Consider the following 20,097-nt stretch of genomic DNA (forward strand, 5'->3'; position numbering starts at 1 on the left):
ACATCTGGAACAGTCGACGAACAATCCGCTGGGCCACTCGGGGCAATCGGTCGAACAAATGAGCGGTGCGGAGTCGGGAATCGGAGGGCGGTGTCCGTGAACGGGCGCGTGTCGGGGTTGGACCGCGGGGCGGCGCGCACTCGGACAAAGCGCCTGAACCGGCCGGGGGTGATCCCGTTCGGGGCGTGGTCCGGATCACCGGGCACCGGAAACCCCCTCCCCTCCAAGGCCGGTGTTCACTACTCTCCCCGGGGAAACCAGTCGCGAGTAGAGGGGAACGGGCCATGCGCCAGCACCGCGCCGTTGTTCCCGCCTCGCGCTTCGAGGTGATCCTCGTGTCTTCGCCGCGTCCGGTGTGTGCCGCGCGGCTGCACCGGTCGTAGCGCCGAACTCCCGTAGTCCCGGGTCGTTCGACGCCGGAATCGCGCTGTCCACGACTCCGGACCACCCTCGAAGGGTTCCACCATGCGCACCGACCTGGCCGCTGTTCGCAACCGCGGCATCCTCGCCCACGTGGACGCGGGCAAGACCACCGTCACCGAGCGGATCCTCTACGCCACCGGCACGACCCACAAGCGCGGTGAGGTCCACGACGGCACCACCGTCACCGACTTCGACTCGCAGGAGCGTGACCGCGGCATCACCATCTTCGCCGCCGCGGTGAGCTGCGCGTGGCGCGGGCACCGCGTCAACCTCATCGACACGCCCGGCCACGTCGATTTCGCCGACGAGGTCGAGCGGTCGCTGCGGGTGCTCGACGGCGCGGTCGCGGTGTTCGACGCCGTGGCCGGTGTCGAGCCGCAGAGCGAATCCGTGTGGCGGCAGGCGGATCGGCACGGTGTGCCGCGGATCGCGTTCGTCAACAAGCTCGACCGGCTCGGCGCCGACCTCGACACCGCGGTCGAGTCGATCCGGCGGCGGCTGCACCCGGTGCCGCTGGTCGTCCAGCTGCCCATCGGGCGGGAGGACGCTTTCACCGGCCTGGTCGACCTCGTCCACATGACGGCGTTGACCTGGGTGGACGACACCGTCCACGTGGGACGGATCCCGGACGACCTCGTGGCCGAGGCGCGGCGGCGGCGCGGCCTGCTCGACGAGGCCGTCGCCGAGTCGCACCCCGCCGCGCTGGAGGAGTTCTGCGCGACGGCGACGATCTCCGCCGGGACCATGGAGACCGCGCTGCGGGACCTGACCCGCAGTGGGGACGGACTCGTCGTGCTGTGTGGTTCGGCCTATCGCAACCGCGGTATCGAACCGCTGCTGGACGCGGTCGCCGCGTACCTGCCGTCGCCGCTGGACGTGCCGCCGGTTCGGGGCACGGTCGACGGCGTCGAGCGGGAGCGCCCGGCGGACCCGACCGCGCCGTTCGCGGCGCTGGTCTTCAAGGTCGTCGCGGCGCCGACGGGCCGGATGACGTACCTGCGCGTCTACTCGGGCACGCTGCGCAAGGGGGAGGAGGTGCGGGACGTGGGCGCCCGTCGGAACGAACGCGTCGCGCGGATCCTCCGGATCCAGGCCGACCGCCACTCCGAAGTGGACGAAGCCGTCGCCGGTGACATCGTCGCGGTGTCCGGGCCGAAGTCCGCCCGGGTCGGCGCGACGCTGTGCGCGCCGGGTGCCCCGCTGCTCCTCGAACCACCGGTCGCGGGCGACCCCGTGGTCGCCGTGTCCGTCGAACCGCGTCGGGCGGCCGACAGCGGCAAGGTCACCGCGGCCCTGGCCGCGCTGGTCGAGGAGGACCCGTCGCTGGTGCTGCGGACGGACCCGGAGACCGGGCAGACCGTGCTGTCCGGCCTCGGCGAGCTGCACCTGGAGGTGGCGGTGGAGAAGGTGCGCCGCGCCCGGGGGCTGGAGATCGCCGTCGGTCGGCCGAAGGTGGCCTACCGGGAGACCGTCGAGCGCGGTGTGACGGGCCTCCGTTACCGGCACGTCAAGCAGGACGGCGGCGCCGGCCAGTTCGCCCACGTCGTGCTCGACGTCGAGCCGCTGGCGCCCGGCGAGTTCGAGTTCCGGTCCACTGTGGTCGGTGGCGCCGTGCCGCGCGAGTTCGTGCGCGCGGCCGAGACGGGCTGCCGGGACGCGCTGGCCGACGGCCCGCTCGGCGGCCACCCGGTGACCGGCCTGCGGGTGACGCTCACCGACGGCGCCACCCACGTCAAGGACTCCTCGGAGTTGGCGTTCCGCGCCGCCGGTCGGTTCGGTCTGCGGGAGGCGCTGCGCGCGAGCGCGATGCGCTTGCTGGAGCCCGTGGTCGAGGTCGTGGTGACGGTCCCGGACGACGCCGTCGGCACGGTCCTCGGCGACCTCGCCGCCCGGCGCGGCAAGGTCGTGGCGTCGGCGGTCCGCGCGGGCACCGCGGTGGTCACGGCCACCGTCCCCCTGGCGGAGCTGTTCGGCTACGCGAACCGGCTCCGCGGCCGCACCCACGGCCGCGGCACCTTCACCACCCGCCCGACCGGCTACGCCCCCGTCCCCGACGCGGTCGTGGCCACGACGGTCTGACCCACGCGGATGGCCCCGCCCACCCGGGCAGGGCCATCCCCGCGGTCGGCCGGCCGACAACCTTGGTTGTGCGAATCCACCACCAACGCCGCTAGTGGGGGCACCCGTCCCGCCGGTTAGCTGGTGCCACGTGACACCGGAGCGAAGTGGGTAGTGGTGATCGAAGCGAGTGGGCTGTCCAAGAGGTACGGGTCGACGGTGGCCGTTGACAACCTGACCTTCACCGTGAAGCCGGGAATCGTGACGGGCTTCCTGGGCCCCAACGGGTCGGGCAAGTCCACCACCATGCGGATGGTCCTCGGCCTGGACACGCCGACCAAGGGCACCATCACCGTCGGTGGCAAGGATTACCGGTCGTTGTCCGCGCCGGTCCACGAGGTCGGCGCGCTGCTCGACGCCCGAGCCGTGCACGGCGGCCGGTCGGCGTACAACCACCTGCTGTGGGTGGCGCAGGCCGCGGGCCTCGGGCGGGACCGGGTGGAGCAGGTGCTCGGCGAGGTGGGGCTGGCGGAGGTGGCGGGCAAGCGGGTCGGCGGGTTCTCCCTCGGCATGCAGCAGCGCCTGGGGATCGCGACCGCGCTGCTCGGCGACCCGCCGACGCTGCTGTTCGACGAACCCCTCAACGGCCTCGACCCCGACGGCATCCGCTGGGTGCGCGAGCTGGTCAAGCGGCTGGCGGCCGAGGGGCGGACGGTGTTCGTCTCCAGCCACCTGATGAACGAGATGCAGCAGACCGCCGAGCACGTCGTCGTCATCGGGCGCGGCAAGCTCGTCGCCGACGCGCCGATCGCGGAGCTGACCAAGGCCAACGCCCGCAGCCACGTGCGCGTGGTGACGCCGAGCCCGGGCGACCTGGCGCGGGCGCTGACCCGCGGCGGCGCGACCGTGTCCACCGCGGCGGACGGCTCGCTCGTCGTCGTCGGCCTGGAGGCGGCCCGGATCGGGGACATCGCGCTGGAGCAGCGGATCGGCGTGCACGAACTCACCCCCAAACTCGCCAGCCTCGAGGCGGCGTTCATGGACCTGACCCACGACAGCGTCCAGTACCGCGCCACCGAGGACACCCACGACCGCGCCTTCGCCGGGAAACGGAGCGACACCGCATGACCACCGCACTCGACGCGCCCGCGACCGCGCCCTCGCTGCGGGAGACCACGCGGTCGGAGTGGACGAAGCTCCGGTCGGTGCGGTCCACCTGGCTGCTCCTGCTGATCGCCGCGGTGGTGGCGATCGGGCTGTCGTTGCTGTTCACCTTCGCCGCCACCACCACGTTCGACACCATGACGCCCGAGGCCAGGGCCCAGTTCGACGCCGCGGGCACCACCCGGGTCGGGGTCGACCTGAGCCTGATCCTGTTCGTGGTGTTCGGTTCGCTCGCCGCGTCGACGGAGTTCAGCAGCGGCATGGTGCGGCTGACCCTCACCGTCACCCCCAACCGCCTGCGGGTGGTGCTGGCCAAGGCCATCGTCGTCGCCCTGCCTTGCTACCTGGCGGGCGCGCTGTTCGCCACGGTCGCGTTCCTCGGCGGCCAGGCGATCATCCGGGGCGCCGACCCGACGCTGGCGCTGGACCTGGGCAGCCAGAACGTGGTGACCAGCCTGCTCAACTGGGGCAGCGAGGCCGCGGCGTTCGCGCTCATCGCCCTGTGCCTGACGCTCTTGCTGCGCAGCGCGGCGGGCGCCATCGCGGTGTCGATGGGCGTCATCTTCGGCCCGCTCCTGATCGGCGGTCTGCTGCCGCTGTGGGTCAAGCAGAACGTCCTGGCCTACCTGCCCGCCTCGGCGGCGGAGAACCTCACCAACGTCCGCCGCGACCCGACCGTCGCCACCTACCTCGACCCGCAACTGGCCAGCTGGGTACTCGGCGCGTGGATGCTCGCCTTCCTCGCCACCGCCTACCTGGTCCTGGGGAAGCGGGACTCCGGCTGACCCACAGGAGAGCAGCGCGGCGGGCACACCCCCACCCGCCCATCCCGGCGACGCCCGTCGCGCCACCCCCAGGGTGCGGCGGGCGTCGCGCTGCTCACGGCAGGGTCGACAAGATCTCCTTGGCGGCGCGCTGGTGGCCGCCCGCCGTCTGGCAGTGGGTGCTCATCGCCCGGACCCGCGCGGCTGTGGCCGGGTCGGTGGCGACGGTGAGGACCGCGTCGCGGATGGTTTCCGGGGTGAGGTCGTCGCGGGACAGCCGGGAACCCAAGCCGAGTTCCACGACCCGCTCGGCGTTGACCTCTTGTTCGCCGTGCTGGGGGACCACCACCATCGGGGTCGAGCAGGACAGCGACTCCATGATGGACCCCATGCCGCCGGGGCAGACGAACGCCGCCGCGTGCGCGAGGACGGCCGGGTGCGGCAGCCAGCGGTGCGCGGTGACGTTGGGGGGCAGGGGTTCCAGCTCCGCCGGGTCGGTGCCGCTGCCCAGCGTCAGCACCAGGTTCCACGGCAGCCCCTCGAACGCCCGCGCGCAGGCCCGGAAGAACGCGGGCTGGTCGTTGAACGACGAGGTGCCCAGCGACACCAGCAGCACCGGGTTGCCGTCGGCGGGCGGTGCCCAGCTCCCCGCGAGCCTGCGCGGGCCCAGGCAGGGGCCGACGAAGGTGTGGCGGTCGTCGAAGGTGTCGCCCGCGAACTGGAACTCCCGGGGCAGGAAGACCACCTTGCGATCCCGGGAGTCACTCAGGACCGCGCCCAGGTCCCCGACCACGCCCAACCGCGCGAGCACAGCCACCATGTCCACCTCGACCGGTTCCCCCGCCGACACGTGCGCGGCCACCCGGCCCGGCAGTGAGAAGTCCGCATTGGACACGAAACAGGGGCTCAATTGCACGGTGGGGCAGGGGAACAGGTGCGCCAGCACCCGCCCGGCGAGCCACATCGTCGCGTCGAACCCCAGGACGTCCGGCGGGTCGTCGGCCAGCCGCGCCAGGACCGGGCCGAGCGGGTCCCCGAAGTCGGTGACGCCGGTCAACGCGGCGGCCACGGCGTGCGCGTCCGCCGGGCCCTCGTACTCGACCGTGGCCGCGCCCGCGTCGGCCAGCATCGGGGCGAACCCCGTCCCGCAGGCCGCGGTCACCCGCACGCCTTGGGCGACGAGTTCCCCGACCACGTCCAGCAGTGGCGTGACGTGCCCGTACCCGGGGACGGTGGCGAGCACGACGTGCGGGATTGTCATGCCAGGAGCACACACGATGACCTTGTGAGGGATTTCCTAGACCTCCCGCCCGGCCCCGGCCACCCCGACCGCGCGGGGCACACGATGCACTTGTGGTCACACCAACCCGTGCGCCCAAACACGTCGTGTTCCTGCCGTACCCGTCGGCCGGGCACGTCACGCCGACGCTCGCCGTCGCCGAGGAGCTGATCCGCCGCGGCCACCGGGTGACCTACGCGGTGACCCCCGCCGTGGCCGCGACGGCGGCGGGGACCGGCGCGGCGGTGATCGAGTACGACACCGCGCTGATGTCGACGGTCACCCCGCCCGCCAAGTGGTCCGACGACGAGGTGGGCCGCGCGTTCCTCCAGTACGTCTCCGAGATCATCGGCACGACCGCCGCCATCGAGCGGCAGCTCGCGGACCGCGCCGACGCCATCGCCTACGACTCCACGGTCTGGGCGCCCGGCCGCGTGCTCGGCCGCAAGTGGGGTGTGCCGACCTGCCAGCTCCTGCCCGTCTTCGCCTCCAACGAGACCTACTCGCTCATGCGCGCCCAGGTCGACCACGCGGGCCACCCCGAACTCGCCGCCGACCACCCGGCTGTCCTCGCCTTCGGCGAGCTGATGCGCCGGTTCCTCGCCGACAACGGCCTCGACCCGGACGACGCCGACGAGATCACCACCGGGAAGGGTGAGCGGAGCCTGGTCTTCCTGCCCCGCTCCCTCCAGCCGCACGGCGACACCTTCGGCCCGGACCACCTCTTCGTCGGCCCCTGCCCCCGGCCCGGCCGCGCGCCCACCTGGGCCCCGCCCGGCGACGGCCGACCGGTCGCGTTCGTCTCGCTCGGCACCGTGGTCAACGACCAGCCGGAGTTCTTCCGCGTCTGCGCCGACGCCCTGGGCGACCTGCCGTGGCACGTCGTCCTCGCGACCGGCGACGCGGAGGTCCCGCCGCTGCCCGCGAACTTCGAGGCGCACCCCTGGGTCCCCTACGACGACGTCCTCCCGCACGCCGATGTCTTCGTGACGCAGGCGGGCATGGGCGGGATCCTCGCCGCGGGCCGCCACGCCACGCCGCTGGTCGTCGCCCCGTTCCAGCCGGAGCAGCGGATCAACGCGGCCCGCCTCGTGGAGCTGGGACTCGGGCGGCGCGTCGACCCGAGCGGCCTCACCGCCGCCGACCTCCGCGACGCCGTGCGCGCGGCGGTGGCCGGCGGGCGGGCTCATTTGGGGGCCTTCCGAGCTGACATCGCCGCAGCGGGGGGCGCGCCGAGGGCCGCGGACTTCCTCGAGTCCGGCCTCGACGACACCGCCATCGACCTGCCACGACGCCGTGCCTGTCCCTTCGACCCGCCCACCGGCTACCGCGATCTCGCCGCGGAGCGGCCCAGGCGGTTGAGCTTCCCCGGTGGCGGTGAGGGCTGGTTGGTCACCCGGTACGAACACGCCAAGGCCGTGCTCTCCGACGCGCGGTTCAGCCACCGCAGCGAACTCCTCGCGTCGCCGCTGCCCCCACCGTTCGAACTCCCGCCCGGCGACCACCGTCCGCCTGCCGCCGAACCGGGCGCGTTCAACAAGATGGACCCGCCTGACCACACGCACTACCGGCGGGTGATCGGTCACCTGTTCAGCCCGCGCGCCGCGACGGACCTGCGTCCCGCCATCGAGGCCGTCGCCAGTGAACTCCTCGATGCCATGGCCGTCCAGGGGGCCGCCGACCTGGTGCGTGACTTCGCCCGTCCGCTGCCCGCCCGGGTCATCTTCGACCTGCTCGGCGTGCCGGTCGAGATCCGGGATCCGTTGCAGGACAACCTCGACACCATCATGCGCCTCCAGATGACTCTTGAGGAACTCATCGACGCGGTGACCGTCGTGGGCCAGCTCCTTGATGACATGGTCGCGAACGGACTGTCGACTGGAGCGCTCGCGGACCTGGCTGCCCGGGGCGACCTCAGCGCGGTCGAACTCCGCAACCTGGCCTGGGCGCTGCTCGGCGGCGGCACCGACACGACGTCCAACATGATCTCGCTCGGCACGTTCGCCCTATTGGTGGATCCGGCTCGGCGCGCGGGCTTGTTGTCCGATGTGGACAATACGGTGGAAGAACTGTTGCGGTACCTCACGATCTCCCAGTTCGGCGCCAGCCGGTGCGCGCTGGAGGACGTCCAGGTCGGCGGGGTCCTCGTGCGAGCGGGGGAGACCGTGGTGGTGTCGCTGCCCGCCGCCAACCGCGACGCGGCGCGCTTCCCCGAGCCGGACCGCCTCGACCTCGCGCGGGACGTGCGGGGTCACCTGGCGTTCGGGCACGGCGTGCACAAGTGCGTCGGCCAGTACCTGGCCCGCGAAACGCTGCGCGTCGCGTACCCGGCGCTGTTCACCCGGTTCCCCGATCTGCGCCTGGCCGTCGAGCCGGAGGAGTTGCGATTGCGCGACGACATGGACCACTACGGCGTGCACGAGATGCCGGTGACCTGGTGACGCGGCACCTGGGGGACCGCGGCTCGCCCATCGCGACCGCGTTGCGCGCCGGTCGGGGTTCGACGCTGGGGTTGGTGCTGGTGAGCGCGGTCAACACCGCGGTGATCATCGCCGTGCCCGCGCTGCTGGGCGCCGCGATCGACGCGGCGCTCGAGCGCGGCCCGGGTGATCGGCTCGTCCTCGTGGTCGTCGGGCTGCTGGTGGTGGGCCTGATCGCGGAGAGCCTGACCGAGGTCGCGGACTTCTCCGCCCGCACCCGCGCCCTGCGGCACCTGCGGCTCGGCCTGCTGGGCCACGTGTTCACCCTCGGTTTCCGCGGCCAGCGCGGGTTCACCCAGGGCGACCTGCTCAACCGGCTGACCGACTCGACCGACCAGACCGCCCAGTCGGCCAACCTGGTCACCCGCGTCCTCGTGCCGCTGCTGACCTCGCTCGGTGGCATCGTCGCGCTGTTCGTCATCGACTTCCGCATCGGTCTGGCGTTCCTGCTGCTGGGCCCGGTGTTCGTGCTGCTGACCCTGCGCCACATCAAGCGGATCACCACCCTCAGCGCCGAGGCCGCCGTCGCCCAGGCGGACGTCGCGACCCGGCTCACCGACGCGATCCGGGGCCTGCGCACCATCCGCGCGAGCGGCACGGTCGACCAGGAGACCGAGCGCGTCCTGACGCCCGCCCGCGACCTGCGCGGGCTGTCGCTGAGCATCTGGCGGCGGCAGCGGCGGGTCAGTTGGGAGACGGCGATCCTGGCGCCGCTGCTGCAGGTCTCGGTGCTGGCGGTCGCCGGGTGGGGTGTGCTCGCGCACCGGATCGGGGTGGGCGAGATGCTGGCCGCGTCCGCGTACCTCGCGCACGCCATGGGCATCTTCGCCCAGGCCGGGAGCGCCCGGGAGATCGGCCAACTGCGCGCCGCGGCCCAACGGCTGCGCGCGGTCGCCGACGCGCCGGGCCTACCGGGCGGGACGCGCCCGCTCCCGGACGGCCGGGGCGCGCTCGGTTTCCGGGGAGTCGGCGCGCGGGTCGGCGGGCGGTCGATCCTGCGGGACGTCACCTTCGAGATCCCACCGGGCAGCACGGTCGCGGTCGTCGGGGAATCCGGCGTCGGCAAGACAACCCTGACCGCGCTGGCGGGCGGCCTCCTCGCCCCCGACACCGGCACCGTGACCCTCGACGGCGCCCCGATCGGCGACCTACGCCAGTCCGACCTCCGACGTGCCGTGGTTTACGCCTTCGAACGCCCGAACCTGCTCGGCCTGACCATCGCCGACGCCCTGCGCTACGGCGACCCCGACGTGCCGGACGCCCGGCTGCGGGCGGCACTGCGCTCGGCCGGTGCCGAGGAGTTCGTCGCCCGCCTACCCGCCGGCGTCGACACCCCACTCGACGGCCTGCGCCTATCCGGCGGCGAGGTGCAACGCCTGGGCCTGGCCCGAGCCGCCTGCCGATCCGCCCGCCTGATCGTCATGGACGACGCCCTGTCCAGTGTGGACACCGCGACCGAGGCGGCGATCAGCGCGGCCCTGCACGTAGCCGCCCGAGGCTGCACCCGCCTCCTCATCGCACACCGTGTGGCCACCGCTGCCCGCGCGGACTTCGTGGTGTGGCTGCACGCGGGCACGGTCGCGGGCATCGGAACCCACCGCGAGCTGCTGAACGACCCGTTGTACCGCGCGGTGTTCGCGGTGCGCGAGCACCCCGCCCCAGCCGAGACAGGGGGCTGAGTCGTGGACACCGTGATCGCTCTGCGTCCGGCCACCGGTTGGCGGCTGTTGGCCGAGACCGCCCACCGGCACCGGCGTGACCTGGTTCGGTTGCTGCTGTGGTCGCTGCTCGAAGCCGGGCCGACGCTCGTCTCCGGTGCGCTGGTCGCGGCGGCGCTCGACCGCGGGTTCCTCGCGGGTGACCTCGCCACCGGCCTCCTCCTGCTCTGCGGTTACGCCGCGACCGTCGTGCTCGGCGGCCTCGGTGCCCGCCAGGCCGTGCTGCCGCTCGCCGGGATCGTCGAGTCCCTGCGCTACGACCTGGTCGAGCGCACGGTGCGGGCAACCCTGGCGCGCGGTGTCGTGCCGGGGGAGTCGGTCGACGGTCGCAGTGTCGAGGGGGTCACCAAGCACACCGAGGTGCTGCGGATGCTGCTGTCCCAGTTGCTGACCGTGCTGCGGACGGCCGTGTTCTCGCTCGTCTTCGTCATCGCGGGGTTGTTCTGGTTGGCTCCGCCGGTTGCCTGGGTGTCGGTGGCGGCGACCGTGGTCGTCATCGTGGTGTTGGCCACCACCGCGAGCGGGTGGCAGAGCCGGGTCCGGGAGGCCTTGTTGGCCGAGGAGCGGTTGTCCGGCACCGCGAGCGCGACCCTGCTGGGGCTGCGGGACGTGGTGGCCGTCGGGGCCGCCGAGCGGGCGACTGCCGACCTGACCGCCGACATCGACCACCACGCCCGCGCGGTCAACCGAGTCGGTCGGGTGGTCGCGGGCCGGGTCGCGGTCCTCGCCCTGGGTGCCCGGCTGCCGTTGGTCGCGCTGCTCCTCACCGCCCCCGCCGCCGTGTCCTCCGGCGTCCTGACGCCGGGCGAGCTGCTCGGCGCGGCGACCTACCTGGTCGGCAGCCTCGACCCGGCACTGCGGGCGATCGTCCGCGTCGTCGGCGACATCGGGTTGCAGATCGGCGTGTTGCTGGCCCGCATCCAGGAATACGCCCGCCCCCCGGCCCACCCGGAGCCGGCGCCCACCGCGACCACGACCGGTGGTCGGCTGGTGCTGCGCGACGTCGAGTTCGCCTACGGCGCCTCGGCGGAGAAGATCCTCGACGGGGTGGACCTGGCGATCGCCGCGGGGGAGCGCCTGGTCATCGTGGGGCCCAGTGGCGCCGGGAAGTCCACGATGGCCAACCTGTTGGCCGGGCTCGACCGCCCATCGCGGGGCACGGTCACCCTCGACGGCGTGCCGGTCGCGGACCTCGACCGGACCTGGCCGCACCGGGCCATCACCCTGCTGCCCCAGGAGGCGTACGTGTTCTCCGGCTCGGTGCGGGAGAACCTGGCCTACCTCAACCCGGGCGTCACCGACGCCGAACTGGCGCGGGCCTGCGCGGCCGTCGGCGCCGATGAGCTGGTCGAGGCGCGCGGCGGGCTCGACGGGCGGATCGACGCGCCGAACGAGCTGTCCGAGGGGCAGAAGCAGCTGGTCACCCTGGTCCGCGCGTACGTGTCCCCCTCACGGGTCGTCGTGTTGGACGAGGCGACCTGCCACCTGCACCCCGAACGCGAGCGCCGCGCGGAGGACGCCTTCGCCGCCACCGGCCGCACGGTCGTGATCATCGCCCACCGGATGAGCTCCGCGATGCGCGCGGACCGGGTGGTGCTGCTGCACGCAGGCTCCCCGGACGTCGGCACCCACCAGGAACTGCGCTCGACCTCCCCGCTCTACGCCGACCTCGTCGGCTACTGGCACGAGAGCTGAGACCCGAGGATGGCATGAGATGAGCCCTGGTCACGTCCTGTTCCTGCCCCTGCCCGCCTACGGGCACGTGATGCCCACCCTGGCCGTGGTCGCCGAACTGGTGGCGCGCGGCCACCGGGTCACCTTCGCCACCACTGCGGAGTTCGCCCCGGCCGTGGTGGCCGCGGGCGCGGAACCGTTGCTGTACGAGTCGGAACTGGCGGGCAAGGCCCAACCCGAGCGGTTCACCACCGACTACGTCTCCCGCGAGCCCCTGCGCTGCATCACGGAGAACATCGTGACCACGCGGCTGTTCGACAAGAGCCTGCCGGAACCGCCGGACGTGTACGTGTACGACGTCAGCACCTTCCCCGCCGGTCGGGCGCTGGCGCAGAAGCACGGCGCCCGCGCCATCCAGCTGTTCCCGGTGTTCGCCTCCAACGAGCGGTTCGTGTTCGGCCACCTGCAGGCCGCGGAACTGGACGAGCCGATCTCGGCCGAGCACCCGGCCATCGTGGACTTCCTGGCCAAGGTGGCGGAGTTCATCGACGAACACGGCCTGGGGGTCAGCGTCGAGCGGTTCCTGACCCCGTGCGACGCGACGAACCTGGTGTTCATGCCCCGGGAGTTCCAGATCAACGCGGCGGACTTCGACGCCCGGCACACGTTCGTCGGGCCGTGCCTGAACCCGTCGTCGGACGTGTCGTGGGAGCCCCCGGCCGACGGTCGGCCGGTCGTGCTGATCTCGCTGGGCACGACGTTCAACCGGAACCCGGAGTTCTTCCGCCGTTGCGCGGAGGCCTTCGCGGACCTGCCCTGGCACGTGGTGCTGACGCTGGGATCCCGGGTGGCGGTGGCGGAGCTGGGCGAACTTCCGTCCAATGTGGAGGCTCACCGGTGGCTGCCGCACGCGGCCGTGCTGCCGCACGCCTCGGTGTTCGTGTGCCACGCGGGCATGGGGACGATGATGGAGGCGCTGGCGTTCGGCGTGCCGCTGGTACTGGTGCCGCCGGACGTGACCGAGCACCGGATCAACGCCCGCCGGGCCGCGGAACTGGGCCTGGGTCGCTCGGTGGACGCGTCCGCTCCGGGGGTGCGGGACGCCGTGCTCGCGGTGGCGGCCGACAGCGCGATCCGCGAACACGTGAACCGGATGCGCGACGTACTGTCCGCTTTGGACGGACCGGCGGTCGCGGCGGACGTGGTCGCGGGCGTGCTCCAGCCGTAATTCGCTTGCGGGGTGCCCCGGCCGTCGAAACGATCAAGGCCATGGGGCCCCTGCTGTTCGTCACGCTGTTCGGCCACGGCCACGTCACACCGACGTTGGCGCTGGTGGCGGAGCTGGTCCGGCGCGGCCACCGGGTCGAGTACGCGACCGGTGCCGAACACGCCGAGGCGGTGGTCGGCGCCGGGGCGCGCTGGGTCGAGCTGCCCCGGCTCCCGGACTTCCGCCCCGGGGGACCGAACCCGGCCGAGTCGTGGTTCCGGCACTACTTCGCCGCGATCCGGGCCGCGCACCCGGTGCTGCTGCGGCACTGCCGGGCCAACCGACCCCGCCTGCTCTGCTACGACGCGACGAACTGGCAGGGTCGCGTCGTGGCACGGCAGTGGGAGATCCCGGCCCTGCGCTACCTGCCGCACCTGGCGTCGAACGCGTCGTTCCAGCTCATGGACCTGACCCCGGTGCGGGTGCTGGCTCCGGAGTGCGCGCGGTTCGCCCGGGAGCACGGGGTCGACCTGGACGTGACGACCGTGGTCGAGGCACCCGAACGGCAGAGCCTGGTATTCGTCCCCGCCGAGTTCCAACCCGCCGCCGAGAGCTTCGACGACACCTTCCACTTCGTCGGCCCCATGCTGGGTCGGCGGGCGGAGGAGGAGTGGTCACCCCGGCACGGGGACCAGCCGCTGCTGTACGTGGCACTGGGCTCGATGATGTCGGACCCGGCCCTCTACCGGACCTGCGCCACCGACTTCACCGACGGCGCGTGGCAGGTGGCGATGAACGCCCGCGACACCGGCCCGGTACCACCGAACTTCGACGTCCGCCCCTGGTTCCCCCAACCCGCCGTCCTCCGCCACGCCAGGGCCTTCGTCACCCACGCCGGGATGAACTCCACCATGGAAGCCCTCACCCACGGCGTCCCCCTGATCGCGGTACCCCAGACACCGGAACAAGCCATCAACGCCGACCGCGTCGAGGAGCTCGGTTTGGGTGTGCGGCTGAAGGACCTTTCCGCCCTCCGGGAGGTCGTGGACCACGTCGCCAACGACCGGACCATCCGCCACAACCTCGCCGAGATGCGTGCGGCGATCGAAACCTCGGGTGGCGCCACCCGCGCGGCGGACATCATCGAGGCGTGTTGCTGAGTTCACGACGAACCGGTCTGGTTCCACCCACGCACCGGCAACCAGCCCGATGCCTGTAGGACCAGAATGGTCGTCAGACCGGTGGTCACGAGACCGCCGACCCGCAGGAGAGCCAGACTGGTCCGGGCGAGGCTGGCGATGACGAAACCGACGGTCCAGCCGATCACGACAAAGAGGTGCCGTTGAGCCCGGATTCGCTCGAGGATCTCTTCCCGCAGTGCGGCCCCTGGTGCGTGCCAGGGCCGAGGTCGTGGCGGCCCGGCGAGCGACCGGCCGGGCCACCGCCCGGCGCAGGGTGTGGTGGTTGCGGGCGCGGGGGCGTTCACCGTCGCCTGGGTGGTCTACCTCGTGCAGATGCTCCCCTAGAGCAGACCGCGGTCCCGCGCGTGGATGGCGGCCTGGGTGCGGTCGCGCAGGTTGAGCCTGGTCAGGATCCGGGAGATGTGGTTCTTCACCGTCCCCTCGCTCAGGTAGAGCGCGGCGGCGATCTCCCGGTTCGTCGCGCCCCGCGCGATGTGGCGCAGGATCTCGGTCTCCCGAGCCGTCACCTCACCCGTGTGCCCCGACGACAGCGCCGCCGTCACGTGCCGGGCCGCCGCGGCGTCGAGTTGGGTGACGCCCGCGTGCGCCAACCGCACGGCTTCGGCGAGGTCGGCGGCCGGGAGGTCCTTGAGCAGGTAGCCCACCGCGCCCGCGCGCAGGGCCTGCACGACGTACTCCTCGTCGTCGAAGGTCGACAGCATGAGCACCCGGCTCGCGGGCGCGCGGTCGCGCAGCACGGCCACCGCCGCCACGCCGTCCATCTCCGGCATGCGGACGTCCATCAGCACCAGGTCCGGTGCCAGGGCGAGGGTCCGCTCGATGGCCTCCTTCCCGTTGGCCGCCGTCCCCACGACCTCGATGCCCTCCCGCAACCCCAGCAGCGACGCGATGCCCTCCCGGATCAGGCGCTGGTCGTCCACCACCAGCACCCGCACGCTCACGCCCCCACCGCCAGACGCACCGTGGTGCCCGCCCCCGGCGCGCTCTCCACCGCCACCACCCCGCCCACCAACGCCGCCCGTTCCCGTAGACCCACCAGACCGAAACCGTCCACCTGCTCTGCCACCACGAACCCGCGCCCGTTGTCGCGCACCGTCAGTCGAACTTCGTCCGCGGTGTACTCGACGGAAACCCGCACCTCGTCGGCCGCGCTGTGGCGGTGGGCGTTGGTCAGCGCTTCCTGTGCCGCGCGGTAGAGAGTGGTCACCGCGGCCTGGCCGATCGGCCGCTCCGTGCCGACCACCCGCAACGTCACCTTCTCACCGTCGACCAGATCACCCAGCGCGGCGACCAGCGAGACCGGGGCACGCAGGGCGCCGACCGACGCGCGGACGTCCTCCAGCGCCAGCCGGGCCGACCGACGCGCGTCGGTGAGCGCGCGGTCGGCGACGGACGGATCGTGCGCGCGGAACGCCTCCGCCTTCTCCAACTGCACCGAGATCGCCGTCAGGTGGTGGCCGAGGCTGTCGTGGATGTCGCGCGCCAACCGGTTGCGCTCCACCGCCGCCGACAGCTCACCCACCCGCGCCGCCGACCGGCGCTCACGCAGCACGACCTCGGCCATCGCGACCGCCAGCACCAGGCCGAGGCCGAACATCAGCAGGTCCGAGACGACCGCCGCCTGCCGGTACCACTCCGGCACCCACACGGCGAACCCGCCGACGAGCAGCCCCAGGCAGACCGCGCCCAGCGCCGACCCGGCGGCGCGCCCGAAGCCCAGGTACGCCAGGAACGGCAGCAGCACGAACAGCGCCCGCGACAGCCCGGACCCGTCCAGCAGCGCCACGGCGACGAACAGCGCCAGCCGCGCCGCCAGGAAGGCCGCCGCGTGCTCGTGGCGCGCCGCGAACCACTCCAGCGCGAACAACGCGGCGACGCCCGCGCCGAACCCGATCGTCCTCAGTGGATCGTTCGGCCCCAGTCCGGCGAACACCCAGTACAGCCCGGCGACCAGCACGATTCCGTACACCGCACTCGTCACCCACGGCATCCTGCGCACTGGCCGAACACTACGCGCCACCGCGGCACCACGGGAATTCCTTGGCCGAAAGGCACATGACCTCCGGCCACCGCCTTGGCCGCGCGGCACTTCCGCCGGTACCGCCCGCGCTCCTACCTTTCCGGCGATCACAAGGGAGGAACCGGAATGAACACGACCAGACTGGGCGCCTGGTGCGGTATCGCGGCGGGCGCGCTCATCGCGCTACCGGCCGCCGTCGAGACCGTCACCGGCGAGACCGCCGCCACCAGCTTCCTGCTCGGCCTGTCACCGGCGCTGGCGGTCCCGCTGCTCATCGCCCTGCACCAACGCCAACAAGCCGCGACCGGCCCGTTCGGCGCCACCGCCTTCACCCTCAACACCATCGGCCTCGGCCTCTTCGGTGGCGCGGCGTTCATGCTCAACATGGGCATCTTCTACCTCCCCGAACCCACGGCGAAGACGCTGCTGCAAGGTCCGACCATGTACGCGCTGTTGGGCAGCGCCCTGGTCTTCACCGTGGGAACCGTCCTCTTCGGCATCACGATGGCCCGCGCGGGCGTCCTCCCGCGCGTCCCCTCGATCGCCTACACCCTCGCCCTGCCCGCCCTGGCCCTCGCCGCTCCGCTCCCCGACACCCTGTTGACCAGCTCCTTCCACATCGTCTCCGGCGCCGCCCTCGTCTGGCTGGCCGTGGCGCTGACCCGGTCGACGGCGCGCGAGGGCGGACGGAGCGCCGCGCGGTCGTGACGGGGCGTATCCGGGCAGGCTCCTGAGGAGGCCCTATATCGTTTGCCCGCCAAGGGACCATGGAGGAACCCGCCGCGGCTCCGCGAGCCCGGTGGGTCACTCCACATCGGACACGGGGAAGGCGATGCGCACCCAGGCGATCATCCGCAGGACACTGCGCGTACCGCGCGTCGACGGCGAGCCGGGAGACGGTGCCGCCGTCGCCCGGCAACTGGACATCGCGCTGGTCAAGGTGGGGTTCACCGCCGCGCGGGACCTGCTGGAACACGTCAGCGGCCTGGCGCCCGCCGCCGCGACCGGGCTCGCCCGGGAGGTCGTCGACGCGGTCCGCGAGCTGGTCGGAGCGCACGTCGAGCACAACTCGTACTTCATCAACTTCCCGAACCGGGTGCCCGACACCGTCGAGTTCTGGGCGAAGTGCCTGCGGGAGGCCCTGGCCCCCGCCGAGCGCGGCCGGTGGCGCAAGCGCGTGCCGACCGACGACGAGCTGCGCGCCCGCCTCGGCGCGGGCGTCGACCTGCTCAGCCTGCCCCGCTACGGCCGCTACCAGCACACCTTCGCCGAACTGCTCGCCGCGCACGACGAGCTGGTCGCGCTCGGCGCGGAGCGGATCACGGTCGTGCACCTCGGCGACTCCCTCGACGCCGAGACCAGCGCGCTGTACGTGGCGCTCGCCGGGTCCACCACCCCGCTCGGCGAGGTCGACCTCGAGCTGCTCGCCGAGCTGGCCCGGCTGTGCCCGAGCACCGAACTGCCGGACGTCCCGGTGCGGGAGAACAAGGCCGTGATCAACGCGGTCCGGCTCGCGGGCGGACGCCCCCTGATCGGCGTCGACACCGTCGCGGACGTGCTGCGGGTCGCCTGCCAGGCCAGTGGCGGCGACGTGACCTTGCAGCAGACCAGCAGGTTCCGCCGCTTCCGCAGGCCGGAGCGGCGCGTGCTCATGGCCGCGCTGAACTCGGTGACCGGGGGCAAGCTCGGTGACGTCGCCCGCCACCGCGAGCCGCTCAAGCGGCTGGGGGAGGGGCTGCACCCGCACGAGTACCCGGCCTACCCGCACGCCCAAGAGGTCTTCGCCGTCGCGCGCGGAGAGCGCACCGTCCGGTCGCTCGCCGCCCGGGCCGAGCTGGCGTTCGCGGCGGGGGACGTGGTGCGCGCGGCCGAAGTGCTCGGCAGTGCGCCGGCGATGTTCATGCGCTCCCTGGACCGGCTGCTGCGCTCGTGCGCCACGGAGTCCGAAGTGGACTCGGTGGCGGACGTCGCGGCGCTGGTGCTCGACTCCGTGTCCGGCCGCGTGCTGTGCTCGGTGCGCGAACACCTGGCCACCCGCACCGGCACCGGCGGCGCGCGGGTCTTCCCGACCCGGTCGCGCCGCGCGTGGGTCACCCAGGACACCCGCGACCCGCTGCCGCGCGCCGCGGTCGACCGGATCACCTCGCTCATCGACGCCGAGCTGATCGATCGCCTGCCCGCGTACGAACACCTCGTGGTCGACCCGGCCGTGCTCGACGTGGCGATCCCGTTGTCCGGCAAGGCGACCGAGGACGGTTTCGCCGTGCTGCCGCGCGGGTCGCGGACCCGGGTGGACGGCTCGGTGCTGCGGATGTTCACGTACTGGCGCCAAACCCGCGAACGCACGGACTTCGACCTGGGCGCGCTGCTGCTCGACGACCACTTCGGCTACCTGGGCCACGTGTCGTGGACCAACACCAAGGACGGCCTCATCACCTACTCCGGCGACGTCACCGAGGCGCCGTCCGGGGCCACGGAGTTCATCGACATCCCGCTGGGCTCAGTCTCCGCCGCGCACATCGTCCCCCAGGTCTCGGTCTACGCGGGCGAGGGCTTCGACGAGGTCGCGGAGTCGATGTTCGGCTGGATGACGCGGGAACCCGCGCAGCGCGGCGCCCCGTTCGAGCCCCGCACCGTGCGCACCCGCTCGGGGATGCGCGGCGCGGGCCGGGTCGCCCTGCCCGTGATGTTCTCCCGCGACGCGTCCGGCGCGTGGACCGCGACCTGGCTGCACCTGTACCTGAACGGCTCGCCCACCTTCCGGCAACTGGAGTCCAACCGGATGAGCACCGCGCTGCTGGTCCGCAACCTGCTGCGGCGCCGGTACTTCACGATCGGCTACCTGGTCACCCTGCTGCGGGCCAAGGCGGGCAAGGTCACGCTGTGGCGCGACCAGGACCGGTTCGACGCGCCGGTGGTGTTCCTCGGCCTGCACCGCCCCGACGGCCTGCCCGCGGGGTCGACGGCGATCACCACCGAGAACCTAAACCTGTTGGTGCCGCGCTGATCCGGGAGTAGACTCGGCGACGCGAGGCAATGCGGGGACTTCCTTCTCCATCGTTGATGAACAGGCTTAGTCCCCGCGCTCTCCTCGCCGAAGGGGCCCGCGCACCGCGCGGGCCCCTTTCACCTCGTGCGGATCAGTCCCACCAGAACGCCCACGAGTGGTCGTCGACGAGCCGCTCGGCGTAGGCGGTCAGCGTTTCGGTGTCCTGCCACACGTTGTCCGGGCAGAAGGCGAAGTGCTCGGCGGCCACGACCAGCGCCTCGGCCAGGGTCGCGGGCGGGGCGGCGACGCTGAGCAGCAGGGTGTCGAAGCCTACGGCGACGACCCGCGCGCCGAACCGGTCCTCCCAGTCGCGCAGCACGGCCGACAACTCCGCGGTGTCCTCGGTGTAGTTGGCCGGGCCGGTCCACCCCGCCACCGCCACCGCGTCGGCACCCCGCTCGGCGGCCACCAGGCCCAGCCGCATCGACGGGTGCCCGTCGAGAACGTGCTCCGCCAGGTCGTCGGCGGCGCGGTCCGCGTCGACGCGCGCGGCGGGCGCGGGAGCCGGACCGGGCCAGTCGCGGCCGTATGGCGCGGTGACCGCGGCCCGCTCCGCCGGTGAGAGGTCGTCGTCGCCGTTGTCGCCGATGCCGGTGTGCTCCGCCCACCACCCCGCCAACACCGCGGCCGCGTCGTGCCCGCCGGGCGCGGACATGGCGCCGGGGCACACCTCGCCGCTGCCCCACGGCCGGTACTCCGCCGCGTCGTCGTCCAGGGCGTCGAGCAGCAGCGGCCACAGGCCGGAGCGGGCGTGCTCGGCGCGCAGCCGCGCCCACAGCCCCTCGGGCGCGGACCCGTCGCTGAACCAGAACGCGGGTCGGTCGCCGACCTCCTCCTCGGAGCGCACGGCCCGGCCGGGCGGCAGCGGGACGGACAGGACGCGGGACGCGGCGCCGTCGGCGAACAGGGCTCGCAGGTCGGCGGGTAACGGCTGTTGGTCGGTCACGCGCGGATCGTAGCCGGCCGTACCGACACCGCGTGGTCCGTTCCCGAATCCACGGAGGGTGAGCCCGCGCACCGGCCCCGCCACCGACGGGGCAGGCCGATCCGGTGCGACGA

At 72.9% G+C, this 20,097-nt stretch carries 15 protein-coding genes; 10 read left to right on the top strand and 5 right to left on the bottom strand.

The window, feature by feature from the left end:
• The first annotated feature begins 465 nt into the window (after window positions 1-465).
• The 3 genes from fusA to V5P93_RS15900 all read left to right on the top strand — a co-directional run bounded on the left by fusA (window position 466) and on the right by V5P93_RS15900 (window position 4,430).
• A complete protein-coding gene (gene fusA, locus V5P93_RS15890; protein ID WP_104476401.1) occupies window positions 466-2,502 on the top strand; it encodes an elongation factor G in 2,037 nt (678 codons plus the stop codon).
• A 156-nt stretch (window positions 2,503-2,658) separates the two neighbouring features.
• Window positions 2,659-3,609 carry an ABC transporter ATP-binding protein gene (locus V5P93_RS15895; RefSeq protein ID WP_104476778.1) on the top strand — a complete coding sequence of 317 codons (951 nt, stop codon included), beginning with the start codon at window positions 2,659-2,661 and terminating at the stop codon, window positions 3,607-3,609.
• Window positions 3,606-4,430, top strand: coding sequence for an ABC transporter permease (locus V5P93_RS15900; RefSeq protein ID WP_104476403.1), 825 nt, complete (start codon window positions 3,606-3,608; stop codon window positions 4,428-4,430). Before V5P93_RS15895 ends, V5P93_RS15900 begins: the two co-directional genes overlap by 4 nt.
• A 94-nt stretch (window positions 4,431-4,524) precedes the next feature.
• On the opposite strand, the gene V5P93_RS15905 is transcribed toward V5P93_RS15900, so the two are convergent.
• Window positions 4,525-5,670: a macrolide family glycosyltransferase gene (locus V5P93_RS15905; RefSeq protein ID WP_104476405.1), complete on the bottom strand. Its 1,146-nt coding sequence runs from the start codon at window positions 5,668-5,670 to the stop codon at window positions 4,525-4,527.
• A gap of 92 nt (window positions 5,671-5,762) precedes the next feature.
• Here V5P93_RS15905 and V5P93_RS15910 point away from each other — a divergent pair, with 92 nt between their 5' ends.
• The 5 genes from V5P93_RS15910 to V5P93_RS15930 are packed head-to-tail and all read left to right on the top strand — an operon-like array spanning window position 5,763 to window position 13,927.
• Window positions 5,763-8,129: a macrolide family glycosyltransferase gene (locus V5P93_RS15910; protein WP_104476407.1), complete on the top strand. Its 2,367-nt coding sequence runs from the start codon at window positions 5,763-5,765 to the stop codon at window positions 8,127-8,129.
• The gene (locus V5P93_RS15915) at window positions 8,126-9,847 is read left to right on the top strand and encodes an ABC transporter ATP-binding protein (RefSeq protein ID WP_181043277.1); all 1,722 of its coding nucleotides are present in this window, start codon (window positions 8,126-8,128) and stop codon (window positions 9,845-9,847) included. Before V5P93_RS15910 ends, V5P93_RS15915 begins: the two co-directional genes overlap by 4 nt.
• Window positions 9,848-9,850: 3 nt before the next feature.
• Window positions 9,851-11,581, top strand: coding sequence for an ABC transporter ATP-binding protein (locus V5P93_RS15920; protein WP_104476411.1), 1,731 nt, complete (start codon window positions 9,851-9,853; stop codon window positions 11,579-11,581).
• Window positions 11,582-11,600: 19 nt separating this feature from the next.
• Complete coding sequence (locus tag V5P93_RS15925; protein ID WP_104476413.1) at window positions 11,601-12,788, top strand: macrolide family glycosyltransferase; 1,188 nt, start codon at window positions 11,601-11,603, stop codon at window positions 12,786-12,788.
• A gap of 41 nt (window positions 12,789-12,829) precedes the next feature.
• Window positions 12,830-13,927 carry a macrolide family glycosyltransferase gene (locus V5P93_RS15930; protein WP_104476782.1) on the top strand — a complete coding sequence of 366 codons (1,098 nt, stop codon included), beginning with the start codon at window positions 12,830-12,832 and terminating at the stop codon, window positions 13,925-13,927.
• A 2-nt stretch (window positions 13,928-13,929) separates the two neighbouring features.
• On the opposite strand, the gene V5P93_RS15935 is transcribed toward V5P93_RS15930, so the two are convergent.
• The 3 genes from V5P93_RS15935 to V5P93_RS15945 form a co-directional block, all read right to left on the bottom strand.
• A complete protein-coding gene (locus tag V5P93_RS15935; protein WP_181043278.1) occupies window positions 13,930-14,094 on the bottom strand; it encodes a hypothetical protein in 165 nt (54 codons plus the stop codon).
• A 195-nt stretch (window positions 14,095-14,289) separates the two neighbouring features.
• On the bottom strand, window positions 14,290-14,910 hold the full coding sequence (locus tag V5P93_RS15940; protein WP_104476415.1) for a response regulator transcription factor: 621 nt from the start codon (window positions 14,908-14,910) through the stop codon (window positions 14,290-14,292).
• Window positions 14,907-15,959, bottom strand: a complete 1,053-nt coding sequence (locus tag V5P93_RS15945) for a sensor histidine kinase (RefSeq protein ID WP_104476417.1) — start codon at window positions 15,957-15,959, stop codon at window positions 14,907-14,909. The genes V5P93_RS15940 and V5P93_RS15945 overlap by 4 nt, the downstream gene beginning before the upstream one ends.
• Window positions 15,960-16,115: 156 nt before the next feature.
• Here V5P93_RS15945 and V5P93_RS15950 point away from each other — a divergent pair, with 156 nt between their 5' ends.
• Together V5P93_RS15950 and V5P93_RS15955 are read left to right on the top strand one after the other, a co-directional pair.
• Window positions 16,116-16,697 carry a hypothetical protein gene (locus V5P93_RS15950; RefSeq protein WP_104476419.1) on the top strand — a complete coding sequence of 194 codons (582 nt, stop codon included), beginning with the start codon at window positions 16,116-16,118 and terminating at the stop codon, window positions 16,695-16,697.
• Window positions 16,698-16,821: 124 nt separating this feature from the next.
• Complete coding sequence (locus V5P93_RS15955; protein ID WP_104476420.1) at window positions 16,822-18,996, top strand: TerD family protein; 2,175 nt, start codon at window positions 16,822-16,824, stop codon at window positions 18,994-18,996.
• Between the two features lie 133 nt (window positions 18,997-19,129).
• Here V5P93_RS15955 and V5P93_RS15960 read toward each other — a convergent pair whose 3' ends face one another.
• Window positions 19,130-19,984 carry a DUF4253 domain-containing protein gene (locus tag V5P93_RS15960; protein WP_245930965.1) on the bottom strand — a complete coding sequence of 285 codons (855 nt, stop codon included), beginning with the start codon at window positions 19,982-19,984 and terminating at the stop codon, window positions 19,130-19,132.
• Window positions 19,985-20,097: the final 113 nt, after the last annotated feature.

Origin of the sequence: Actinokineospora auranticolor, from assembly GCF_041897805.1 — a bacterium.
Taxonomy (GTDB): Bacteria; Actinomycetota; Actinomycetes; order Mycobacteriales; family Pseudonocardiaceae; genus Actinokineospora; species Actinokineospora auranticolor.